Source organism: Psychromonas sp. MB-3u-54, from assembly GCF_002836415.1.
Taxonomy (GTDB): Bacteria; Pseudomonadota; Gammaproteobacteria; order Enterobacterales; family Psychromonadaceae; genus Psychromonas.
Window position 1 is genome coordinate 24,616 of sequence record NZ_PJBP01000105.1, and the last position, 15,721, is coordinate 40,336.

Annotated in this window: 14 protein-coding genes; 2 read left to right on the plus strand and 12 right to left on the minus strand. The window is 39.7% G+C overall.

Annotated elements, in window-relative coordinates:
* Window positions 1-718: 718 nt before the first annotated feature.
* On the plus strand, window positions 719-1,858 hold the full coding sequence (locus CXF72_RS04560; RefSeq protein WP_101037156.1) for a hypothetical protein: 1,140 nt from the start codon (window positions 719-721) through the stop codon (window positions 1,856-1,858).
* 358 nt (window positions 1,859-2,216) lie between these two features.
* Here the strand turns inward: CXF72_RS04560 and xni are convergent, their stop codons facing one another.
* From xni to queF, 4 genes are all read right to left on the minus strand, one after another.
* The gene (gene xni / locus CXF72_RS04565; protein ID WP_101037158.1) at window positions 2,217-3,005 is read right to left on the minus strand and encodes a flap endonuclease Xni; all 789 of its coding nucleotides are present in this window, start codon (window positions 3,003-3,005) and stop codon (window positions 2,217-2,219) included.
* Window positions 3,006-3,099: 94 nt separating this feature from the next.
* Window positions 3,100-4,452, minus strand: coding sequence for a nucleotide 5'-monophosphate nucleosidase PpnN (ppnN, locus tag CXF72_RS04570; RefSeq protein ID WP_101037160.1), 1,353 nt, complete (start codon window positions 4,450-4,452; stop codon window positions 3,100-3,102).
* 351 nt (window positions 4,453-4,803) lie between these two features.
* Window positions 4,804-7,011, minus strand: a complete 2,208-nt coding sequence (locus CXF72_RS04575; RefSeq protein ID WP_101037163.1) for a tetratricopeptide repeat protein — start codon at window positions 7,009-7,011, stop codon at window positions 4,804-4,806.
* Between the two features lie 12 nt (window positions 7,012-7,023).
* Entirely contained in the window at window positions 7,024-7,881 is an 858-nt protein-coding gene (gene queF, locus CXF72_RS04580) for an NADPH-dependent 7-cyano-7-deazaguanine reductase QueF (protein ID WP_101037165.1), read from the minus strand.
* Window positions 7,882-7,952: 71 nt separating this feature from the next.
* Between queF and syd the strand changes: the two genes are divergently transcribed.
* A complete protein-coding gene (gene syd / locus CXF72_RS04585) occupies window positions 7,953-8,507 on the plus strand; it encodes a SecY-interacting protein (RefSeq protein WP_101037167.1) in 555 nt (184 codons plus the stop codon).
* A gap of 53 nt (window positions 8,508-8,560) precedes the next feature.
* Here the strand turns inward: syd and CXF72_RS04590 are convergent, their stop codons facing one another.
* From CXF72_RS04590 to CXF72_RS19990, 8 genes are all read right to left on the minus strand, one after another.
* The gene (locus CXF72_RS04590; protein WP_101037169.1) at window positions 8,561-9,178 is read right to left on the minus strand and encodes a CDP-alcohol phosphatidyltransferase family protein; all 618 of its coding nucleotides are present in this window, start codon (window positions 9,176-9,178) and stop codon (window positions 8,561-8,563) included.
* Between the two features lie 37 nt (window positions 9,179-9,215).
* Window positions 9,216-9,857, minus strand: a complete 642-nt coding sequence (locus tag CXF72_RS04595; protein WP_101037172.1) for an ATP-binding cassette domain-containing protein — start codon at window positions 9,855-9,857, stop codon at window positions 9,216-9,218.
* Window positions 9,823-11,565, minus strand: coding sequence for an ABC transporter permease (locus CXF72_RS04600; RefSeq protein WP_101037174.1), 1,743 nt, complete (start codon window positions 11,563-11,565; stop codon window positions 9,823-9,825). The genes CXF72_RS04595 and CXF72_RS04600 overlap by 35 nt, the downstream gene beginning before the upstream one ends.
* Window positions 11,566-11,583: 18 nt before the next feature.
* Window positions 11,584-12,729: an ABC transporter substrate-binding protein gene (locus tag CXF72_RS04605; RefSeq protein ID WP_101037176.1), complete on the minus strand. Its 1,146-nt coding sequence runs from the start codon at window positions 12,727-12,729 to the stop codon at window positions 11,584-11,586.
* A complete protein-coding gene (locus tag CXF72_RS04610; protein WP_101037178.1) occupies window positions 12,726-13,007 on the minus strand; it encodes a hypothetical protein in 282 nt (93 codons plus the stop codon). Before CXF72_RS04610 ends, CXF72_RS04605 begins: the two co-directional genes overlap by 4 nt.
* Window positions 12,967-13,656, minus strand: coding sequence for a TVP38/TMEM64 family protein (locus CXF72_RS04615; RefSeq protein WP_101037180.1), 690 nt, complete (start codon window positions 13,654-13,656; stop codon window positions 12,967-12,969). The genes CXF72_RS04610 and CXF72_RS04615 overlap by 41 nt, the downstream gene beginning before the upstream one ends.
* A gap of 519 nt (window positions 13,657-14,175) precedes the next feature.
* On the minus strand, window positions 14,176-14,652 hold the full coding sequence (locus CXF72_RS04620) for an acyl-CoA thioesterase (RefSeq protein ID WP_101037182.1): 477 nt from the start codon (window positions 14,650-14,652) through the stop codon (window positions 14,176-14,178).
* A gap of 512 nt (window positions 14,653-15,164) precedes the next feature.
* Window positions 15,165-15,296: a hypothetical protein gene (locus CXF72_RS19990; RefSeq protein ID WP_269801149.1), complete on the minus strand. Its 132-nt coding sequence runs from the start codon at window positions 15,294-15,296 to the stop codon at window positions 15,165-15,167.
* Between the last annotated feature and the right edge of the window lie 425 nt (window positions 15,297-15,721).

The following is a 15,721-nucleotide window of genomic DNA, read 5'->3' on the forward strand; positions in this document are numbered from 1 at the left end:
ACCATCGTCTTCAAGGATCATCGTTTATACCAAATGCATCAAATAGGTGCTCAGCCTTGCTGTGCCTCCCCTGCGCTGCTGTTGTAATACCAGCCTAACCCTGCTGTTTTACAACCCGATGTACTGATAAAGCTGGCATCAATCGCTGCAATTTATTCTCCCTGCTCAGAAAAGGTTAGTGCAATTAATTTCATGTTAAATTCAGCATAATCAAAAGTGCGGGTAGATCAGCGTCGAAACCATTTCTTCATTCATCGCGCTTTAACGACCCATATTTGTAAATGTTGCCTGGCCTCTGTATTTATTTGATATCAGAAACCTTATTCTCGCAATTTCTGCTCATGGATCCTATTTTATTTTTGTTCTATAACGGTCCGGAGTGTTGTAGTTAAGTCGCAAAAATGAACTAAAAAACCAATTCAAATTCATTAATAGTCAAAATTAAAGACCGCCCGGTTCATTTTTTATCTCTTTATTTTTATAAGGTGCTAATGTATTTACAAGGTTTTGCTCAAAACAGTTATTTTAAATCATGGTTTTATTTAAGAGTATTAATTAACACCGCGAATACTAAATATTAGCTAATGTGCCGATAGGCTGGTGACTCTAAAAATTGCTTAATGTCATATTCTTACCTTTAAAGTGTATTTTTTTTTGTAAGCTGCTGTTTACCAGGCTTAATCTGCCAGTAAAATATAAAAAATATTAAGGAATAGAAATGATGCATAATAAGTCTATTTTAACACTGGCTCTTACGGCTGCATTGACCGCTTGTGGATCTTCTAGTGACAACACCAACTCAAAAATGTCCGCACCAGCTCTAACTGAAAAAATGAATTTAGTAACAACCACCGTTAAAGCAGATGGTAACATTTGTAACTACGACGCTGGGAGAATTTTGAGCACAGAGCACTTTACAATCGGCGTCATGGATAGTGGTGTAACAGATGACAAGTTTCAAGCGGCAGCAAAAGTGGCAGAGGTCGCATTCAATGATCTACTGATAGCATTAGATCTCGATGCGACAACCGATCTTGATATCACAACAGAGGCCCCTTGGACAATCTGTGTTGATAGTTTAGCAGCGCTGAATGGGAGTGGTGACGAGAACTCCTTGGACTTTTCCCCCACAGATGACAGCAATGCCAACTACCGTTTAGCCAAACATGAATTAGTGCATACCATCCAAATGGAGGTAGGCGATGTCAATAGCGGCGGCTACCCAGAGCGATGGTTTAATGAAGGGTTAGCACATCGCTTAGGGTCTCCTGCTTCAACCTTTACCTCGTCACAACTGGTCGGGTTCGTGGAGACCCGTTCAGGTAATTACGATGAAACTGAAGCCATTTGGTCTGATCCGCATAACGACGCTTATTCTACTATCATAGGCTACCTAACGGACGGACTCGGGCTCTCGAACAAAGATCTATTGAATGTATATATTAATGCATCAAACAGCTCATTTGAAACCGCTTTAAACGAAGCACTTAGCAGTAAATCTGTCACTTTATACGACCTACATAACGATAACTTTATTATTAACACCATTGCTGGCGGCTGGCTTGAAAATTTTCAAGCAAAAGGGGAATTGACTACCAATAAATTTATAATTGATGCAGCAATCAACAATCGTGTTGATTATTTATCTGGCAGCCCTAGTCTACATTTCGACTACGACGATAGCAGCTATGAAGCAAGATTAGAGACAGTAAAAGATGGCACCTATAAGCTGTATGTCATGGATGATACTAAAACGGTTTATGGTCCAATGAGCGTAACAATCAAGGATCATGCGATGGGGGGGATTGACTTATACGATATCGCTAAGTGTACTGACACTTTCTGTTCTGCCGATTAAAAAACAGGAGAGAGTGCGATTCGGGTCTTTAATCTTGAATTTTTAAATAACTAATTTTCTTTAAATTCAATGCATTAGATTGTCAAGCCAATCCAAACACTGAAATTTCCGCTGATGTTTTCTAATTTTAAAAATGACTTTGACAGTGGAAAAATGGATCGATAAATTTGTCAGGAAAAAATTTGAACGTTGGAATTTACGACAATGACCTGAAAGGCGTAGGGCAGGACGTCCGGAGTCATTTACGCCAGTTTAGGCTTATGAGCTCTTGCTGTTGAGAGATCATGTGCCTTTCGTCTGTACGCCGACAAGGGCTAGATTTCAACGAGTATTGCTTTCCTGCGCCTAAATAGAGCGCTTAATTAGTGGAATCGCTATAACGTAAATCTTTTAAATTAAAACCAAGCTTAATATCTGTTTTTAATGTCACCAGCTGTTTGGCCAATATTGCATTACTTTGCTGGGATTTGATTTTAGTTAACAGTTTATTGCTGGGAGCGTCCGCCTGATTAAAGATATTTTCTAAACTGCCGTATTGTTGTAAAAGGGATAATGCACCTTTGTTGCCAATACCTTCTACACCTTTAATCGCACTGCTTGAAATACCTGTAATAGACCAATAATCAATAAGTTGCTGACTGGTTAATTGCATTTTCTGAAGGACTTGCTGCCTGTTGATAAAGCTATTTTGAAAATAATCATAAAGTTTGATAGATTCATTTAAGAGCTGATAAAAACCTTTATCGGTCGAGACAATAATACATTTTTGTTGCTGTTTTGCTATTTTATCAGCCAGGCAGGCAATCAGATCGTCAGCTTCATCCTCTTCGGTTACTAAAGAATCAACCCCAAGATCAAAAAATTGCTCTTGAATCGTCGGCAAACCTTGTCTGAGAAGTTCGGGAATGGGTTTTCGTCCCTGTTTATATTCAGGGTAAATTTGATGACGCCAACTGGGTGCATGACTGTCAAACACACAAATAGCATGGGTTGGCTGATGAATACGCAGTAGTTTTTTAAGGGCATTACTGGTTGTGCTTTGTGTCGCAATCAGTGCTGCTGGGGTATCTCCATGCTGCTTTTGCTGCACCGCATAGATGCGCCGAACAAGGTTCATTGCATCTATGATTAATAGCGTTGATATCATTTTTTAAAGGGCCCTGAACAGTAAATTATTGCTATTTTGAGCTTTTAAATAAAATATAATAAAACGCTTAACAGCTTGTTACCTTAACTGTAACTTATTTTATTATCTTATAACAAGGGGTATAAACCGTACCCGGTAATTTCATACGTCCCTGTTTAATAAAACTTTCCAATAAAACATCTACTTTTTTCATTAATACTGACTCACCTTTAAGTTCAAAGGGACCATATTTTTCTATGGATTTAATCCCTTCATCTTTGACGTTACCACCGACTATACCTGAAAAAACACGGCGTAAATTTGATGCCAATTGTTCACTTGGCTGTTCATTGTTTAAGACTAAATTTTTCATATTAGTATGATTAGGATAAAAAGGTTGTTGGAAGGATTCTGTTATTTTCAGTGACCAGTTAAATGAAAAAGCATCACCAATAGCACGGCGATATTCCGTGACTTTTGACATCGATTTTTTGAGTGTTTGGGCGACCAAAGCGGGATCGGCAATAATTATTTGATAATGTGACTGGGCCTCTTCACCTAGGGTGCCGGCGATAAATTTATCGATTGCCTTAAAATAGGATTCACTGCCTTTGGGGCCGGTTAAAATAATAGGGAAAGGCTGACGTTTATTTTCCGGGTGCATCATTATCCCTAACAGATACAATAACTCTTCTGCGGTTCCCGGGCCGCCAGGGAAAATAACAATACCGTGCGCTACACGTATAAATGCCTCAAGACGTTTTTCAATATCGGGTAGAATAACTAACTCATTAACGATTGGATTAGGTGGCTCAGCGGCGATAATGCCCGGCTCTGTAATACCTATATGTCGGCCATTATTAACCCGCTGTTTAGCATGACCGATGGCAGCTCCCTTCATCGGGCCTTCCATCGCGCCGGGTCCACAGCCCGTACAGATATTAAGCTCTCGAAGTCCTAATTGACTGCCTACTTCCCGAGTATAATCATACTCCTCTGATCTTATCGAATGCCCGCCCCAACAGACAATAACATTCGGCTCTACACCTGCCTGTAAAATACCCGCATTACGTAAAATAGAAAAAACTAAACTGGTGATTTGCGAGGACTGATTTTCATCTTCAACCCCGAGCCTGATTTGGGTATTAACATATAACAGATCGCGTAATACCGAAAAAAGATGCTCCTGGATGCCCTTGATCAGTTGGCCATCAATAAAAGCGTCTTCCGGCGGATTGTGCAGCTCAATTTTTACGCCTTTTTCCTGATGTAATACTTTGATTTCAAATGTTTTGTATTTTTCTAAAATTTCTTTGCTGCTGTCCGTATGACTGCCTGAGTTAAGCACCGCAAGGGAGCAGTTACGAAATACATTATAAATATCGCAATCTGCATTTTTTTGTAATTCATTCACTTCAAGTTGCGATAATAAAGCCATGCTTCCGATAGGGTTGATGTGAGCTATCATGGAATCTCCTTGTGTATTGATGTATATCCAGCTAACTGAGGATGCAAGCGTTAGGAGGTGATTATATCCCTGGCACTTATTTTCTGACTTACTGTGATTCCTGCGTCTGCAAGTATAAGAAAAATATGCGTAATTGCCATATTACGGTAATTACATTTAATAATATGCTGTTTTAATGCAGAAATCCGGCTCGTCCTCTAAGTATTACTATTGCAGCAGTTGATTGACCTCTTCAACTGTTTCCTGATTTTCAAGTTCAGGCTAAATAACAGATAATTGCTATTGCAGCAGTTGATTGGCCTCTCCAACTGTTTCCGGATTTTCAAGTTCAGGCTAAATAACAGATAATTGCTATTGCAGCAGTTGATTGACCTCTTCAACTGTTTCCTGATTTTCAAGTTCAGGCCAAGTAAACAGATAATTGCTGTTGCTGGAATGGATTTTTACCAGTCCTTTAGTGATCGCAATCTGGCCCAATCGCCATAAATCGCCATCAAAAAATGCCGGTGGCAAATTATCAATTGCATAGAGTTCAACCCAGCTGTTTTGCTGTTTTGATCTGCGGATTTGGCTTGCGGCAAAAAGTGCCAAACTATTTAGATTTAAGGTCTGGGCAGCGCTGATGGCACGACTGGCATTGTTCAAAAATGGATACGCGACAATGCCCGTCGAAATCGTTTTTGGTAAATAATGTTGGCTTGCGAAGTTATTAAAAAATTGTTCTATTTTATCTGCGAAGCCGGCTGCATTCGAATAGTTATTCTGCTCGCTAATAAATAAAATTTGATTATCACGGAGATGAATAATATTAACACTGTGAGCAAAGTGTGTTTTCAATGTTTCGCCGAGTTTTGCTTCGATTTTATTCGCCAACCTGACGCCATACAACTCATTAAGCTCGGTTAAAAATGGCACATTAACTAATGCGTAAAACAGGGGCGCGCCGTTATAGAGAGTCGTAAAATCGTTAATATTATTTTCTTGCGTGGGCAGTTTAGTGCGCGCATGAAAGGCAAGTCGTTGTTGTGTTTTTTTCTCTAATGCCCGCAGTTTATAGTAGCATTTTGTTCTGGATAAAAGCATCAGCACGGACAGAATAAAGAGGGAGCTTGCTGTATAACTTAATGTTTTATAAAAGTTGGATTGTGTCAGTAATACTGTATTTTGGATTTCTAATCTATTTTGCTGCTGCATCTGATCAAGGCGCTGCAGTTGTTCGTTGATCTGCAACTGTTGTAATCTAAATGCGCTTTCTTTAATCTTATTCTGTAAAGCGTAAAAATTTTTGAAATGTAAAATAGCGCTCTGAGGAGAGCCGATCATTTCATAACTTAATGCAAGCATTTCATGGGCTTGGGTACGTAATAAAGGGTGATCTTGTGCTGTCAGTTGTAACACTTTTTCTAACTGTAAAATAGCCAGAGCAGTGGACTCATTGAAAATATTCAATTTGGCCAGCAGTAAAAGACTTTCTATTTGAAACGGTACTTTATTTGATCGCTTGAAATGAAAATGCGCATTCTGCAAATATTCTTGTGCCAGTACCAGCTCTTTCTGGTGCTTTTCATTGCTTCCTTTTTCAGCGTAAGTTCGGCCTATTTCAAGGTAGACAACACCTAACAGTGCACTGTAGGCGTTTTCTTCAATCAATTCTAATGCATTAAACAGATAAATTAAGGCTTGGTTGTGTTCATTATTTTGCCGTTTTAAAACGGCAAATTGAATAATACTTTCGACTTGCTTGGGGGTGTTTTTAGTCCCCATATAAAGTTCAATTCTTTTGCCGGAAAAATCTAAGGCGCGCGAGAAGCGAGACTTATTTTGGTACATTAAAATAATACTGTTTTTTACCTGGCCACTGAGTTTAATAAAACCATGTTGATCGGCCAACCTGTCTGCCGACAGAAAATGTAAACTGGCTAATTGCTCCTGTTTGATCTGATCAAAATAGAGACCCTGGTAATAAGCTAACCAGGCATGCAGATTGTTATTGTTATTATTTTTCAGTAATTTTTTGGTTTTTTCTAACGCGTTATGGGCATCCTGATAATTATTTTCTTCTAAATACAATTTAACGATGGCTAATAATCTTCTAATAGTTACGTTCATTGAACTGTTCAATGGCGATTGCAGTTCATTAAGCCTTTTAATCAGATCGACATTACTTAATTGCGGGCGTTCTTCTTGAGGAATTTCAAGCGCAATGATATTTAATGTTTCTATTTGATCGTTTTGACTGCTTGGGTTTTTTAACATTGGCTGCAATAAATCCAGCGCTTTCGAGTATTCCCCAAGCTGAGCATGACAATATGCTTCTAATTGTATTGCGAAATTCTTATCGTTTTGTCGCTTAGTTGGCGCGATCGTGTTTTGCGGTGTGTTGATATAGATTATTGCTGTATTAATACAGCTGAGCGGGGCAGTATCTCGTAATGCGAAAGCATTTTTTAAGGTGTTCGAGAGCGCAGGAGGGGGTAATTCCAACGCCCTGGCTGATTGACTGACCTGAACTAAAAAGAGCGCACAAATAGCGCGAAAGTATTGACCAATATATCTCATAACAGCTAATTTTTATTGTCGTAATAGACGAACATTATTAATATCATTAATGTGTTCCGTGGCGCGCATCGGGTTGATATCTAATCCGCCGCGGCGAGTATAACGCGCATAGACACAAAGCGAATCAATTTGTCCAAATTTCATGATGTCACAATAGATTCGTTCAACACACTGCTCATGAAACTCATTATGTTGACGGAAAGAGATTAAGTAGCGTAATAATTTTTTACGATCTAATTTTTTACCGGTATAACTTATTTCGATACTTGCCCAATCTGGTTGACTGGTAATTAAGCAGTTTGACTTTAATAAATGAGAATACAGGGTTTCGGTTATCTGCTCCTGTGAGCAAACATCCTGAAGATAGTCTGCGCTGAGTTGGTAGTTATCAATTTCAATGTCTAATGCATCTAAACACTGCCCGGTAAAAGTACCCAGCTGATCGCTGAAGTTATCTAAGTCAGTATTAAGTTCAACGCTAACCGCTTTATCGGCACAATGCGACAGATCGGTCGTTAACACTTTCTGTACTGCATCGATAGAAGCAAACTTGGTTTGGTTAAAGCTGTTTAAATATAACTTGAAGGATTTTGATTCAATTAAGTTTTTACTGTCATAGGGGACTTTTACCACTCCGGTTGCAACAACGGGTTTACCTTTACTGTTTAACCAGGAAAGCTCGTAAATATTCCACAAATCAACACCATAAAAGGGCAGGTTATGTTCTGAAAGCTGCAGTTCATTACGGTTTAAACTGCGTGGCACCGCTTGTAATAAAGTGGCGTCGTAGCAGCTTTTGTATTCTGTTTTTTTTCCCAGAGCCAGATTTTTTAGCGTGCTATCTTGATCGTAGAGTGGTTTATTATTCATTTTTTTTCGCTTTTATTTTTTAAAACAATACAATGACCGTATTGTAAACAAAATAAAGAATTATTCGAGCTATGAATCATACAACACAAACACAGCTATTCGATTTTTTCGAACGTTTTAAAAACCATTGGCAAACACAAAAAAAATCATTACCTCAAGCGGTTTTTGAAGCGCAATGGATTTCACCCTGCCAGGTCGGGGAAGTTGAAAACGAACTTATTTTCTGGTCACCTATTAAGCGTGAGCCCTCTGTCGACCTGAGTAATATTGAGGAGGCACTGGATATAAAATTGCACCCCAGTATTGTGGATTTTTTCTGCTCTGCCTATTCAGCCGGTTTACCTGCTACCTATCAAAATCATCCGATCGAGTTGATCCAAGCCTGGAATGATGAGGATTTTAATCTTCTGCAAGAAAATATGCTTGCCCATTTTATGATGCAAAAACGTTTAAAACAACCTGCATCTATGTTCATTGCCAGTTGTTCCGATGAAATGCAGATAGTGTCGGTCTTAAATGCAACGGGTGAAGTACAGTTGGAGACGTTAGGGAAAGGGCAGGAAGCTATTTTAGCCGCAAACTTAGCGGATTTTTTGGCCACTTTAACCCCAGTAATAATTGAGTAATAGTGCAATAATTCCCTAAAATGCAGATCACTGCATTTTAGGGGGATTATCGGTTACTGTTTGAGTGTCAAATAACCTGTCCAAATTCGCGTCACTGTGGTGAGCCAGCAAAGAAAACTGAAAATATAAGCAATAATAGAAAAATGCTGCGGTAATAAACATAAAAGCGCAAAACAAAGAATAGTTTCTGTCCCTTCGGTTAATCCTCCTATGTAATAAAGTGACTTTTTACTGTGGGTTGGACTTCTGACGTTCTCTATCTTCCTTTTTCCGGCCATCACTGCAAAGGCTAAGAAACTGGATCCCGAACCGATAAAAGAAAAAATCAAAAAAGCACCGGCGATAGCATTCATCTCAGGATTCGCCAAAACAAAACCAAAGGGGACTAAGGCATAAAAAATAAAGTCTAAGGTAATATCTAAAAAACCACCACTGTCGGTGATCCCCTGTATTCTCGCCACCGCGCCGTCAATGCCATCAAAAATACGATTAAGGAGAATAAAAAAGAGAGCAAGATAGTATGCCTGATAGGCTAAAGCCGGCAGGCTAAGGAGACCCAAAAAAAATCCGAATAAAGTTATTTGGTCAGCCTTTATCCCGAGTTTATCTATCTGTTTTGCTATGATATTAAGCGGGGAGCGGATAATTTTAGTCGTAAAACGGTCTAGCATGTATTTTCCTTTATTGGCTTGTTGTTAAGCTCATTTTTTATTTTTCATTCCAAGGCCATTGTAAACATTGACCATTAGAAGGTACGTCCGATTCATCATGGGTAACCATTAAAGCGGGTAGTTTTCTTTTTCTTATCTGTTCAAATACCCAGACTTTAAAGTCATTGCGTAAGGATTTATCTAATTTACTAAAGGGCTCATCAAGTAAAACAGCAGCAGGCTCAGCGAGCAGCATTCTCATCATACTGATCCTTGCTCTCTGTCCTCCTGATATTTGTGATGGTCCTTTTTCAGCTAAGGTTTGTAACTTTAATTCATTCAAGGTGTTCATTGCAACCAACCTACGTTGCTCTTTTTTAAATTTATTGGGCAGGGCAATGGCGAGGTTTTCCCAAATATTAAGATGCGGGAACAACAGGTCATCTTGAAATAAAATGCCAATATTACGTTTCTCGACAGCTACCTTATTGAGTAGGCAGTTATTCAAATAATATTCACCCGAATAGCTGAATTCGAGTGAGGCATGACCGGCTATCGCACTTAATAAGGTCGATTTACCGCAGCCACTCGGTCCCATTAAGGTTAATATTTCACCGGGCAGGATAGAAAATGACACGGGAGAAAATAGCTGTTTTTTATTGATATCAATAATAGTCAGATTTTTTACTGTCAGGGACATGGTGAGCGATACTCCTTTTATTGACTGTGCTTTGATTTATTATCATTCCAGTTTTTTGACTGGCAAAAATAGCGATAAAATAAAAGAAAAAGGGCACTAAAGATTGCAGCAGAGCATAAATGGCACTAATCCGTCGATCTTGACCGCTAGAAAGGGCAACCGCTTCTGTAGTTAAGGTGGAAATACGTCCTCCCGCAAGCATTAATGTCGGTAAATATTGCGCTAAACTAACGCTGATCCCAACCGCCCAGGCAATACAAAGGGTGGGTAATAAAACCGGTCTTTTAATTTTCCACCAAACCTTCAAAGGTGACATTCCTAAACTCAGTGCAACCATATCTAATCGCTTTTCATAACTTCGCCATGGCCCGTCTAATACCAGATAAACGTAGGGGAAAACAAAGAAGATATGCGCCCAAATCACCCATAAATAATAATACTGATGGGCAACAAAAAGCGTCGCAACTTGTATGCCAAATAAAATGGACAATTGCGGTGCCAGCATGGGGATTGAGATGATTAACCGTGGTACGACAAATCGGCGCCTATCAGCCATCTCCCTAATGCTATGTTCATGAATGACGATAGCAAATAAAAGTGCCACGGTCGCACTGATCAAGGCAATAAAGATACTGTTGCCGATAATACCCCACAAAAAAGTCCATTCTTGTTGCCAAAAGCGTAATGACCAGTGAGTTGGGAAAAGTTCAGGAAAAGGCCAGCGCTGAGCAAAGGACCACAGGATCAGAAGCGGCAGAGGGATTAATGAAATAAGGTAGGTGACTAAGAGTGCACTTTTACCGGCAAGCGGCAGTGCGCGACGCCCGCTGGTTTGCCAGCTGCGGCACTTAACTATGGTTAACCATTCTATAAAACGGATTAAATACAATAAAACAATACAGGTAAGTAAAAGTAATAACGCGCCAGCCGATGCTTTGGGTAATGTGGCTAAGTCAGGATCATTTAACCACTGCCAAATCAGAACAGGAAAAGTGGCCGGTGAGGTCGGGCCTATTACCAATGCAACATCAACGACGGACAAGCTGTATGCCATCACGGCAAAGAGCGTAAAACGTATTTTAGGCAACCATTGCGGTAATATTATTTTCTGCCAGGTCTGTGCTTTGGAATAACCTAAACTCTGTGCGCTTACCAGTGTACTGTTAACATTTAGCTGCTTAAGGAGCGGGATGCTCATAAACAGTAAAAAGGGGATTTCCTTTATTGTAAGCCCTAAAATCAGCCCTAAACCATAGGGATCATTAATTAAACTCCAATTAGCAATACCAAGATCGTTAAAAAGCGTGTTTAAAATTCGCGCAATAAAGCCACTTGGGGTGAATAAAAAGGCAAAACCAATAGCAAAAGCCACATGGGGCAGTGCCAATATCGGGGCTAGCAGGCTTTCTACTTTATGCCAGTAAGCCTTATTCCAGCATGATTGTAAAATGGAGAAAGCCAGCAGAGCTGATAAAAAAGTACTGCTTAGGCTGACAAAAAGAGTGATTAAAATCGACTCGCGCAGGCCCGGCCAGTGTAAAAGCTCGAAAAATCCCGTTAAAGAGAAGGTCTGCAGATTAATGGCCGGAATATAAGAAAAAGCAGAAAAAAACAATCCCAGTAAACCTGGCAGTAAAGGGGTAAAACAGACCAAAATGGCTAATATCAGCAAAAATTGAAATGAGATTTTCTGTATTGAAGCGTTCATCGGTAGCAGCAACTATTTTTAATGACCATATCTTTTTTGCCATTCCGTTTCCAACGCTGTCTGCCAACTGGGGTGCGGCTCACTAATTGATTTAAATAAGGTTGTTTTTTGGGGCGAACTGCTGAGCTTTGATGATTGCAAAACAGTTGGATCACCCCAGACCGAAATATCCGCTTTTTTTGACTGTGCTTCAGGACTTAACAGAAAATTAATCGCCACTAGCGCGCCCTCTTTTGCAGCCGCATTCCAGGGAATAGACAGGAAGTGAATATTAGACAACGCACCTGCTGCAAGCGCATAAGCGGTGGTTGAATCTCTTAATAAACCGTTTTCCTGCGCACTGAATACCTCATTAGGATTAAAGGAAATAGCCAGATCTAATTCACCATCATCAAGTAATTGCAGTGTTTCTGCACTGTTCTCCGGAAACTGTTTACCTTGACGCCAGGCAACCCGATGAAAGTCGTCTAAATATGACCATAAAGGTGCGCTTATTCGCTGAAAGGTTTTGTCATCAACGGGCGAATACAAAGCATCAGGATTTTCACTTAGTTCGATCAATGCAGATTTAAGAAAACTGGTACCATGAAATGAAGGAGGGCGGGGGTAACTGAGTTTATTTGGATGGCTTCGGGCATATACCAGCATTTCGCGATGGCTCTGCGGCGGATTATTGACTTTATTCTTGTCATAAATAAATACCAGCTGCCCAACGCCCCATGGGGCCTCTAATCCCATTGTCGGCTCTGCAAAATCACTGTCTACGGGCAGTGATTTATCAACATATTGCCAGTTTGGCAGATTTTCAACAAAGGGAGTTGTAAGCAGATTAAAGTCCTTCATTGATTTAAAGTTTTCGCCATTAATCCAAACCATATCAATACTGCCATTGCTGTTTTTATCGGCGCTTTTTTCTGCTACCAGACGCGTAATAGCTTCAGAAATATCGGTGACTTTTACGTGTTTTAAAGTGACTCCCTGCTCTGCTTGCAGGCGCTTATTCGCCCAGCGTAAATAGTTGTTAATATCCTGGCTGCCGCCCCAGGCGTAAAAATAAACCGTTTGACCCTGAGCTTTTTCTTCAATCTTCTGCCAGTTTATATTGTCTGCCTGAGCAAAGGTTGTCAGCAGTAACAGGCTGAATAGAGCGATTAACTTTTTCATGATTGATCCTTTTTGCGTGTCCAATTAAAATATTTTTCAACCCAGCGCAACAGTGTTTGCGGTGCATGATCTTTTTTCCATATTCCGGCTGTCGCTTTATTTGCTTCACTCATGGTCGGGTAGGGGTGGATAGTGCCGAGAATCTTATTTAAACCCAGTTTGTAACGCATTGCCAGAGTAAATTCCGCAAGCAGGTCGCCTGCATGGGAGCCGACTATGGTTGCCCCTAAAATTTTATCACTGCCGGTTGCGGTAAATTTTATTTTGCTTAATGCGATTGATCATAAATTTGCTTATAAAGGGCAGTAATCCCAATGCCGCAAAAGACAATAAAACAGAAGGTGAGAGTAAGCCTGACAATGAGTTAATATCAGCAAGCTGAGTACCTGCATTTAGGAAAACCGCGGTGGCGGGTAACATACCGAGTTGACTAAAAAGGTAATATTTTTTTGCCGGCATAGTAGTCAACCCCATCAGCAGGTTGATCATAAAAAAGGGGGAAAGGGGAATCAATCTCAGCGTTAGCAGATAAAGGCTACCATCCTTTTCAATACCTCGATTTATTGCCTTTAGTTTTCCGCTAAATCGTCTTTGTACCCAGTCCTGCAGTAGATAACGACTGAATAGAAAAGCGAGGGTAGCCCCTATGCTGCTCGCAAATGAAACCAATAAAAGACTCCACCAAAAGCCAAATAATGCAGCTCCGAGCAGAGTGAGAATAATTGAACCTGGAACTGAAAGGGCTGTGATAACAATGTATAAGATAAAATAAAGCACACTGGCGAGCAGAAAGTTGTCATTGATATAGCCGTTAAGTTGCGCTTGATAGATTTTAGCATTTTCCAGCGTTAGCAGATGATTAAACTCAAAAACGAACCACAGTGCGACAAATGCTAAGATAACAATAATTGTTTTTTTTCTATCCATTGATGATTTCCTTGGGTCAAAAATAAGCGCTAGTGTTCAACAGACCGTGAAAATCTAAATAAAATTTCTAAATTAATCCGTAAGTTAAGAATAATAAATTTAACCGCAGAAAATTAATCTCAGGCTGCCATGCGGAAAACACAGTTATTTGATGAAATTTTAAGGTTAAGTTATCTCTCACAAATAGGATTTCGCGGGCTATTGCAAACCGTGGCAATTATTTTGCAGATTACCCGGTTAATACAAGATTCTTTCAGGGTGATTAATTATCGGTTGCCACAGTACCATCATGACGAGGTGTTTCAGGTACGTTTTCCAGCAGCGCGACTGTTGGTTCCACTTTAAATGGAAATAATGAGTTGCTGCCTTATAAAGAGTGCAGCCGGTGATTAATTCCCTATTCGTCACCGGAAAAAGCAGATGTTTTCGCCACCAAGGTATTAATGTATTGGTGGCGTTGCTAATTAACGGGTGACTAGCCAGCTAATTAAAGACCTTCGCCCCTTTATAGCAGTTGTCTTATTCAACAAAGATTTGCATTTCTTCACCAATTTTTTTACGCATATCCATCAGTTTACGGGCACTTTCATTCTGTTGTATATCGGCTTCGCTTTCCGGCTCCCATGCTGGAACGAAAATGGGATGGCCATGTGCATCGACCGCCACCATAATGACGATGCAATGTGTCGTCAAACGTCTGTTTAACGATTTCGGATCACAAGCATTTACTTCAAGAGCAATATGCATAGAGGATTTTCCCGTATAGATCACTTTCGCCTCCACCTCGACCAGGCTGCCGACATGAATCGGTGTGATAAATCGGATCCCGCCAGCGTAGGCAGTAACACAATAATGACCACTCCAGCCCGCAGCACAAGCATATGCGGCTAAATCGATCCATCTCATTACTGCTCCACCATGTACCTTCCCACCAAAATTAACATCTTGAGGTTCAGCTAAAAAACGTAGGGTGATGTCTCTTTGGGGTATTTTCATTCACTTAACCTCTGAATTTTTTAATCAATTCTTAAAAATAATAGTTATACCAAATGTATTAAAGATGTGATCTTGCATTGCGTAGGAAAAATTAACATTATAAGGCATGAGTTGCAGAAAGTAGTTGTTCTCCTTTCACAAAATCCTATGAAATGATTTTGAACAGTTTTAGCTGACCACAAAGTGGTGAAGAACAGAACGTTCTGAATAAAACTCATCACGCAGATAGGGTTAATTTTAACCAGCAAGGTTGATTACTTATTTGATGCGTTTAGTATTCTTGTATGTCCGACCTTATAACTTAAATAAGTGTTACATGGGGCAGGGGATGATAATAACCAATTGCGCTTTAAGCAAGAGTTGATTTAGCGTCAGGCATGGCAGTGGAAATTATGTTAGAGAATTGTGATTGTAGGTGCTTAAATCTGCGTGGTTATGGTATTTAAAAATCAGTTTTCGGTTTAACCATACGAGAATCTATCACTTACTAGCAATGTGATGGTTAATGGTGCTTAAAAATATTGACCAGATTGATAACCAAGTAGGTAATCACTGTCCAATTCTTTGTGATTACTGCCAAGCAAGTTTTTTATCTTAATGCTCTTCATTATAAACAGTGCCATCATCGGGCGGATTGTTTTCATGATCAGCTCATCTGATTTTACCGATAGCACTTAATTAAGCGCTAAACAAATTTGGTGCAATTATTAGTTATTAATAAACGCATGAGTGATGACAATCTGCATGTTGGTCAATCAATTTAAATAAAGTAACTATTGCGCTTATCTATCACCGCTGCCTAACTATTAACATAGCGCAGAGAGATAGATAAATTAATAGAAACCATTTTTAAGCTGGTAGAGCGAATAATCGGGCATAAAAGGGTCAGCTAAATTAAAAAAGACACCACCTTCTATTGAAATAGTCTACTTTTAAAACAGATTGTATGTTAAACAATCGTTCGCACATCTTATTGAAATAATAGTCATTAAAGCCCTTGCCAATCTACTTTAAATCCCTATAATGCGCCCCACGGAAACGGGAAAGACGCAAGTCAAACCGGTTACTT

Coding starts and splice junctions, on each gene's coding strand:
- CXF72_RS04560 (WP_101037156.1), top strand. CDS start 719: ATGATGCATAATAAGTCTATTTTAACACTGGCTCTTACGGCTGCATTG.
- xni (WP_101037158.1), bottom strand. CDS start 3,005: ATGATATCAACGCTATTAATCATAGATGCAATGAACCTTGTTCGGCGC.
- ppnN (WP_101037160.1), bottom strand. CDS start 4,452: ATGATAGCTCACATCAACCCTATCGGAAGCATGGCTTTATTATCGCAA.
- CXF72_RS04575 (WP_101037163.1), bottom strand. CDS start 7,011: ATGAGATATATTGGTCAATACTTTCGCGCTATTTGTGCGCTCTTTTTA.
- queF (WP_101037165.1), bottom strand. CDS start 7,881: ATGAATAATAAACCACTCTACGATCAAGATAGCACGCTAAAAAATCTG.
- syd (WP_101037167.1), top strand. CDS start 7,953: ATGAATCATACAACACAAACACAGCTATTCGATTTTTTCGAACGTTTT.
- CXF72_RS04590 (WP_101037169.1), bottom strand. CDS start 9,178: ATGCTAGACCGTTTTACGACTAAAATTATCCGCTCCCCGCTTAATATC.
- CXF72_RS04595 (WP_101037172.1), bottom strand. CDS start 9,857: ATGTCCCTGACAGTAAAAAATCTGACTATTATTGATATCAATAAAAAA.
- CXF72_RS04600 (WP_101037174.1), bottom strand. CDS start 11,565: ATGAACGCTTCAATACAGAAAATCTCATTTCAATTTTTGCTGATATTA.
- CXF72_RS04605 (WP_101037176.1), bottom strand. CDS start 12,729: ATGAAAAAGTTAATCGCTCTATTCAGCCTGTTACTGCTGACAACCTTT.
- CXF72_RS04615 (WP_101037180.1), bottom strand. CDS start 13,656: ATGGATAGAAAAAAAACAATTATTGTTATCTTAGCATTTGTCGCACTG.
- CXF72_RS04620 (WP_101037182.1), bottom strand. CDS start 14,652: ATGAAAATACCCCAAAGAGACATCACCCTACGTTTTTTAGCTGAACCT.
- CXF72_RS19990 (WP_269801149.1), bottom strand. CDS start 15,296: ATGAAAACAATCCGCCCGATGATGGCACTGTTTATAATGAAGAGCATT.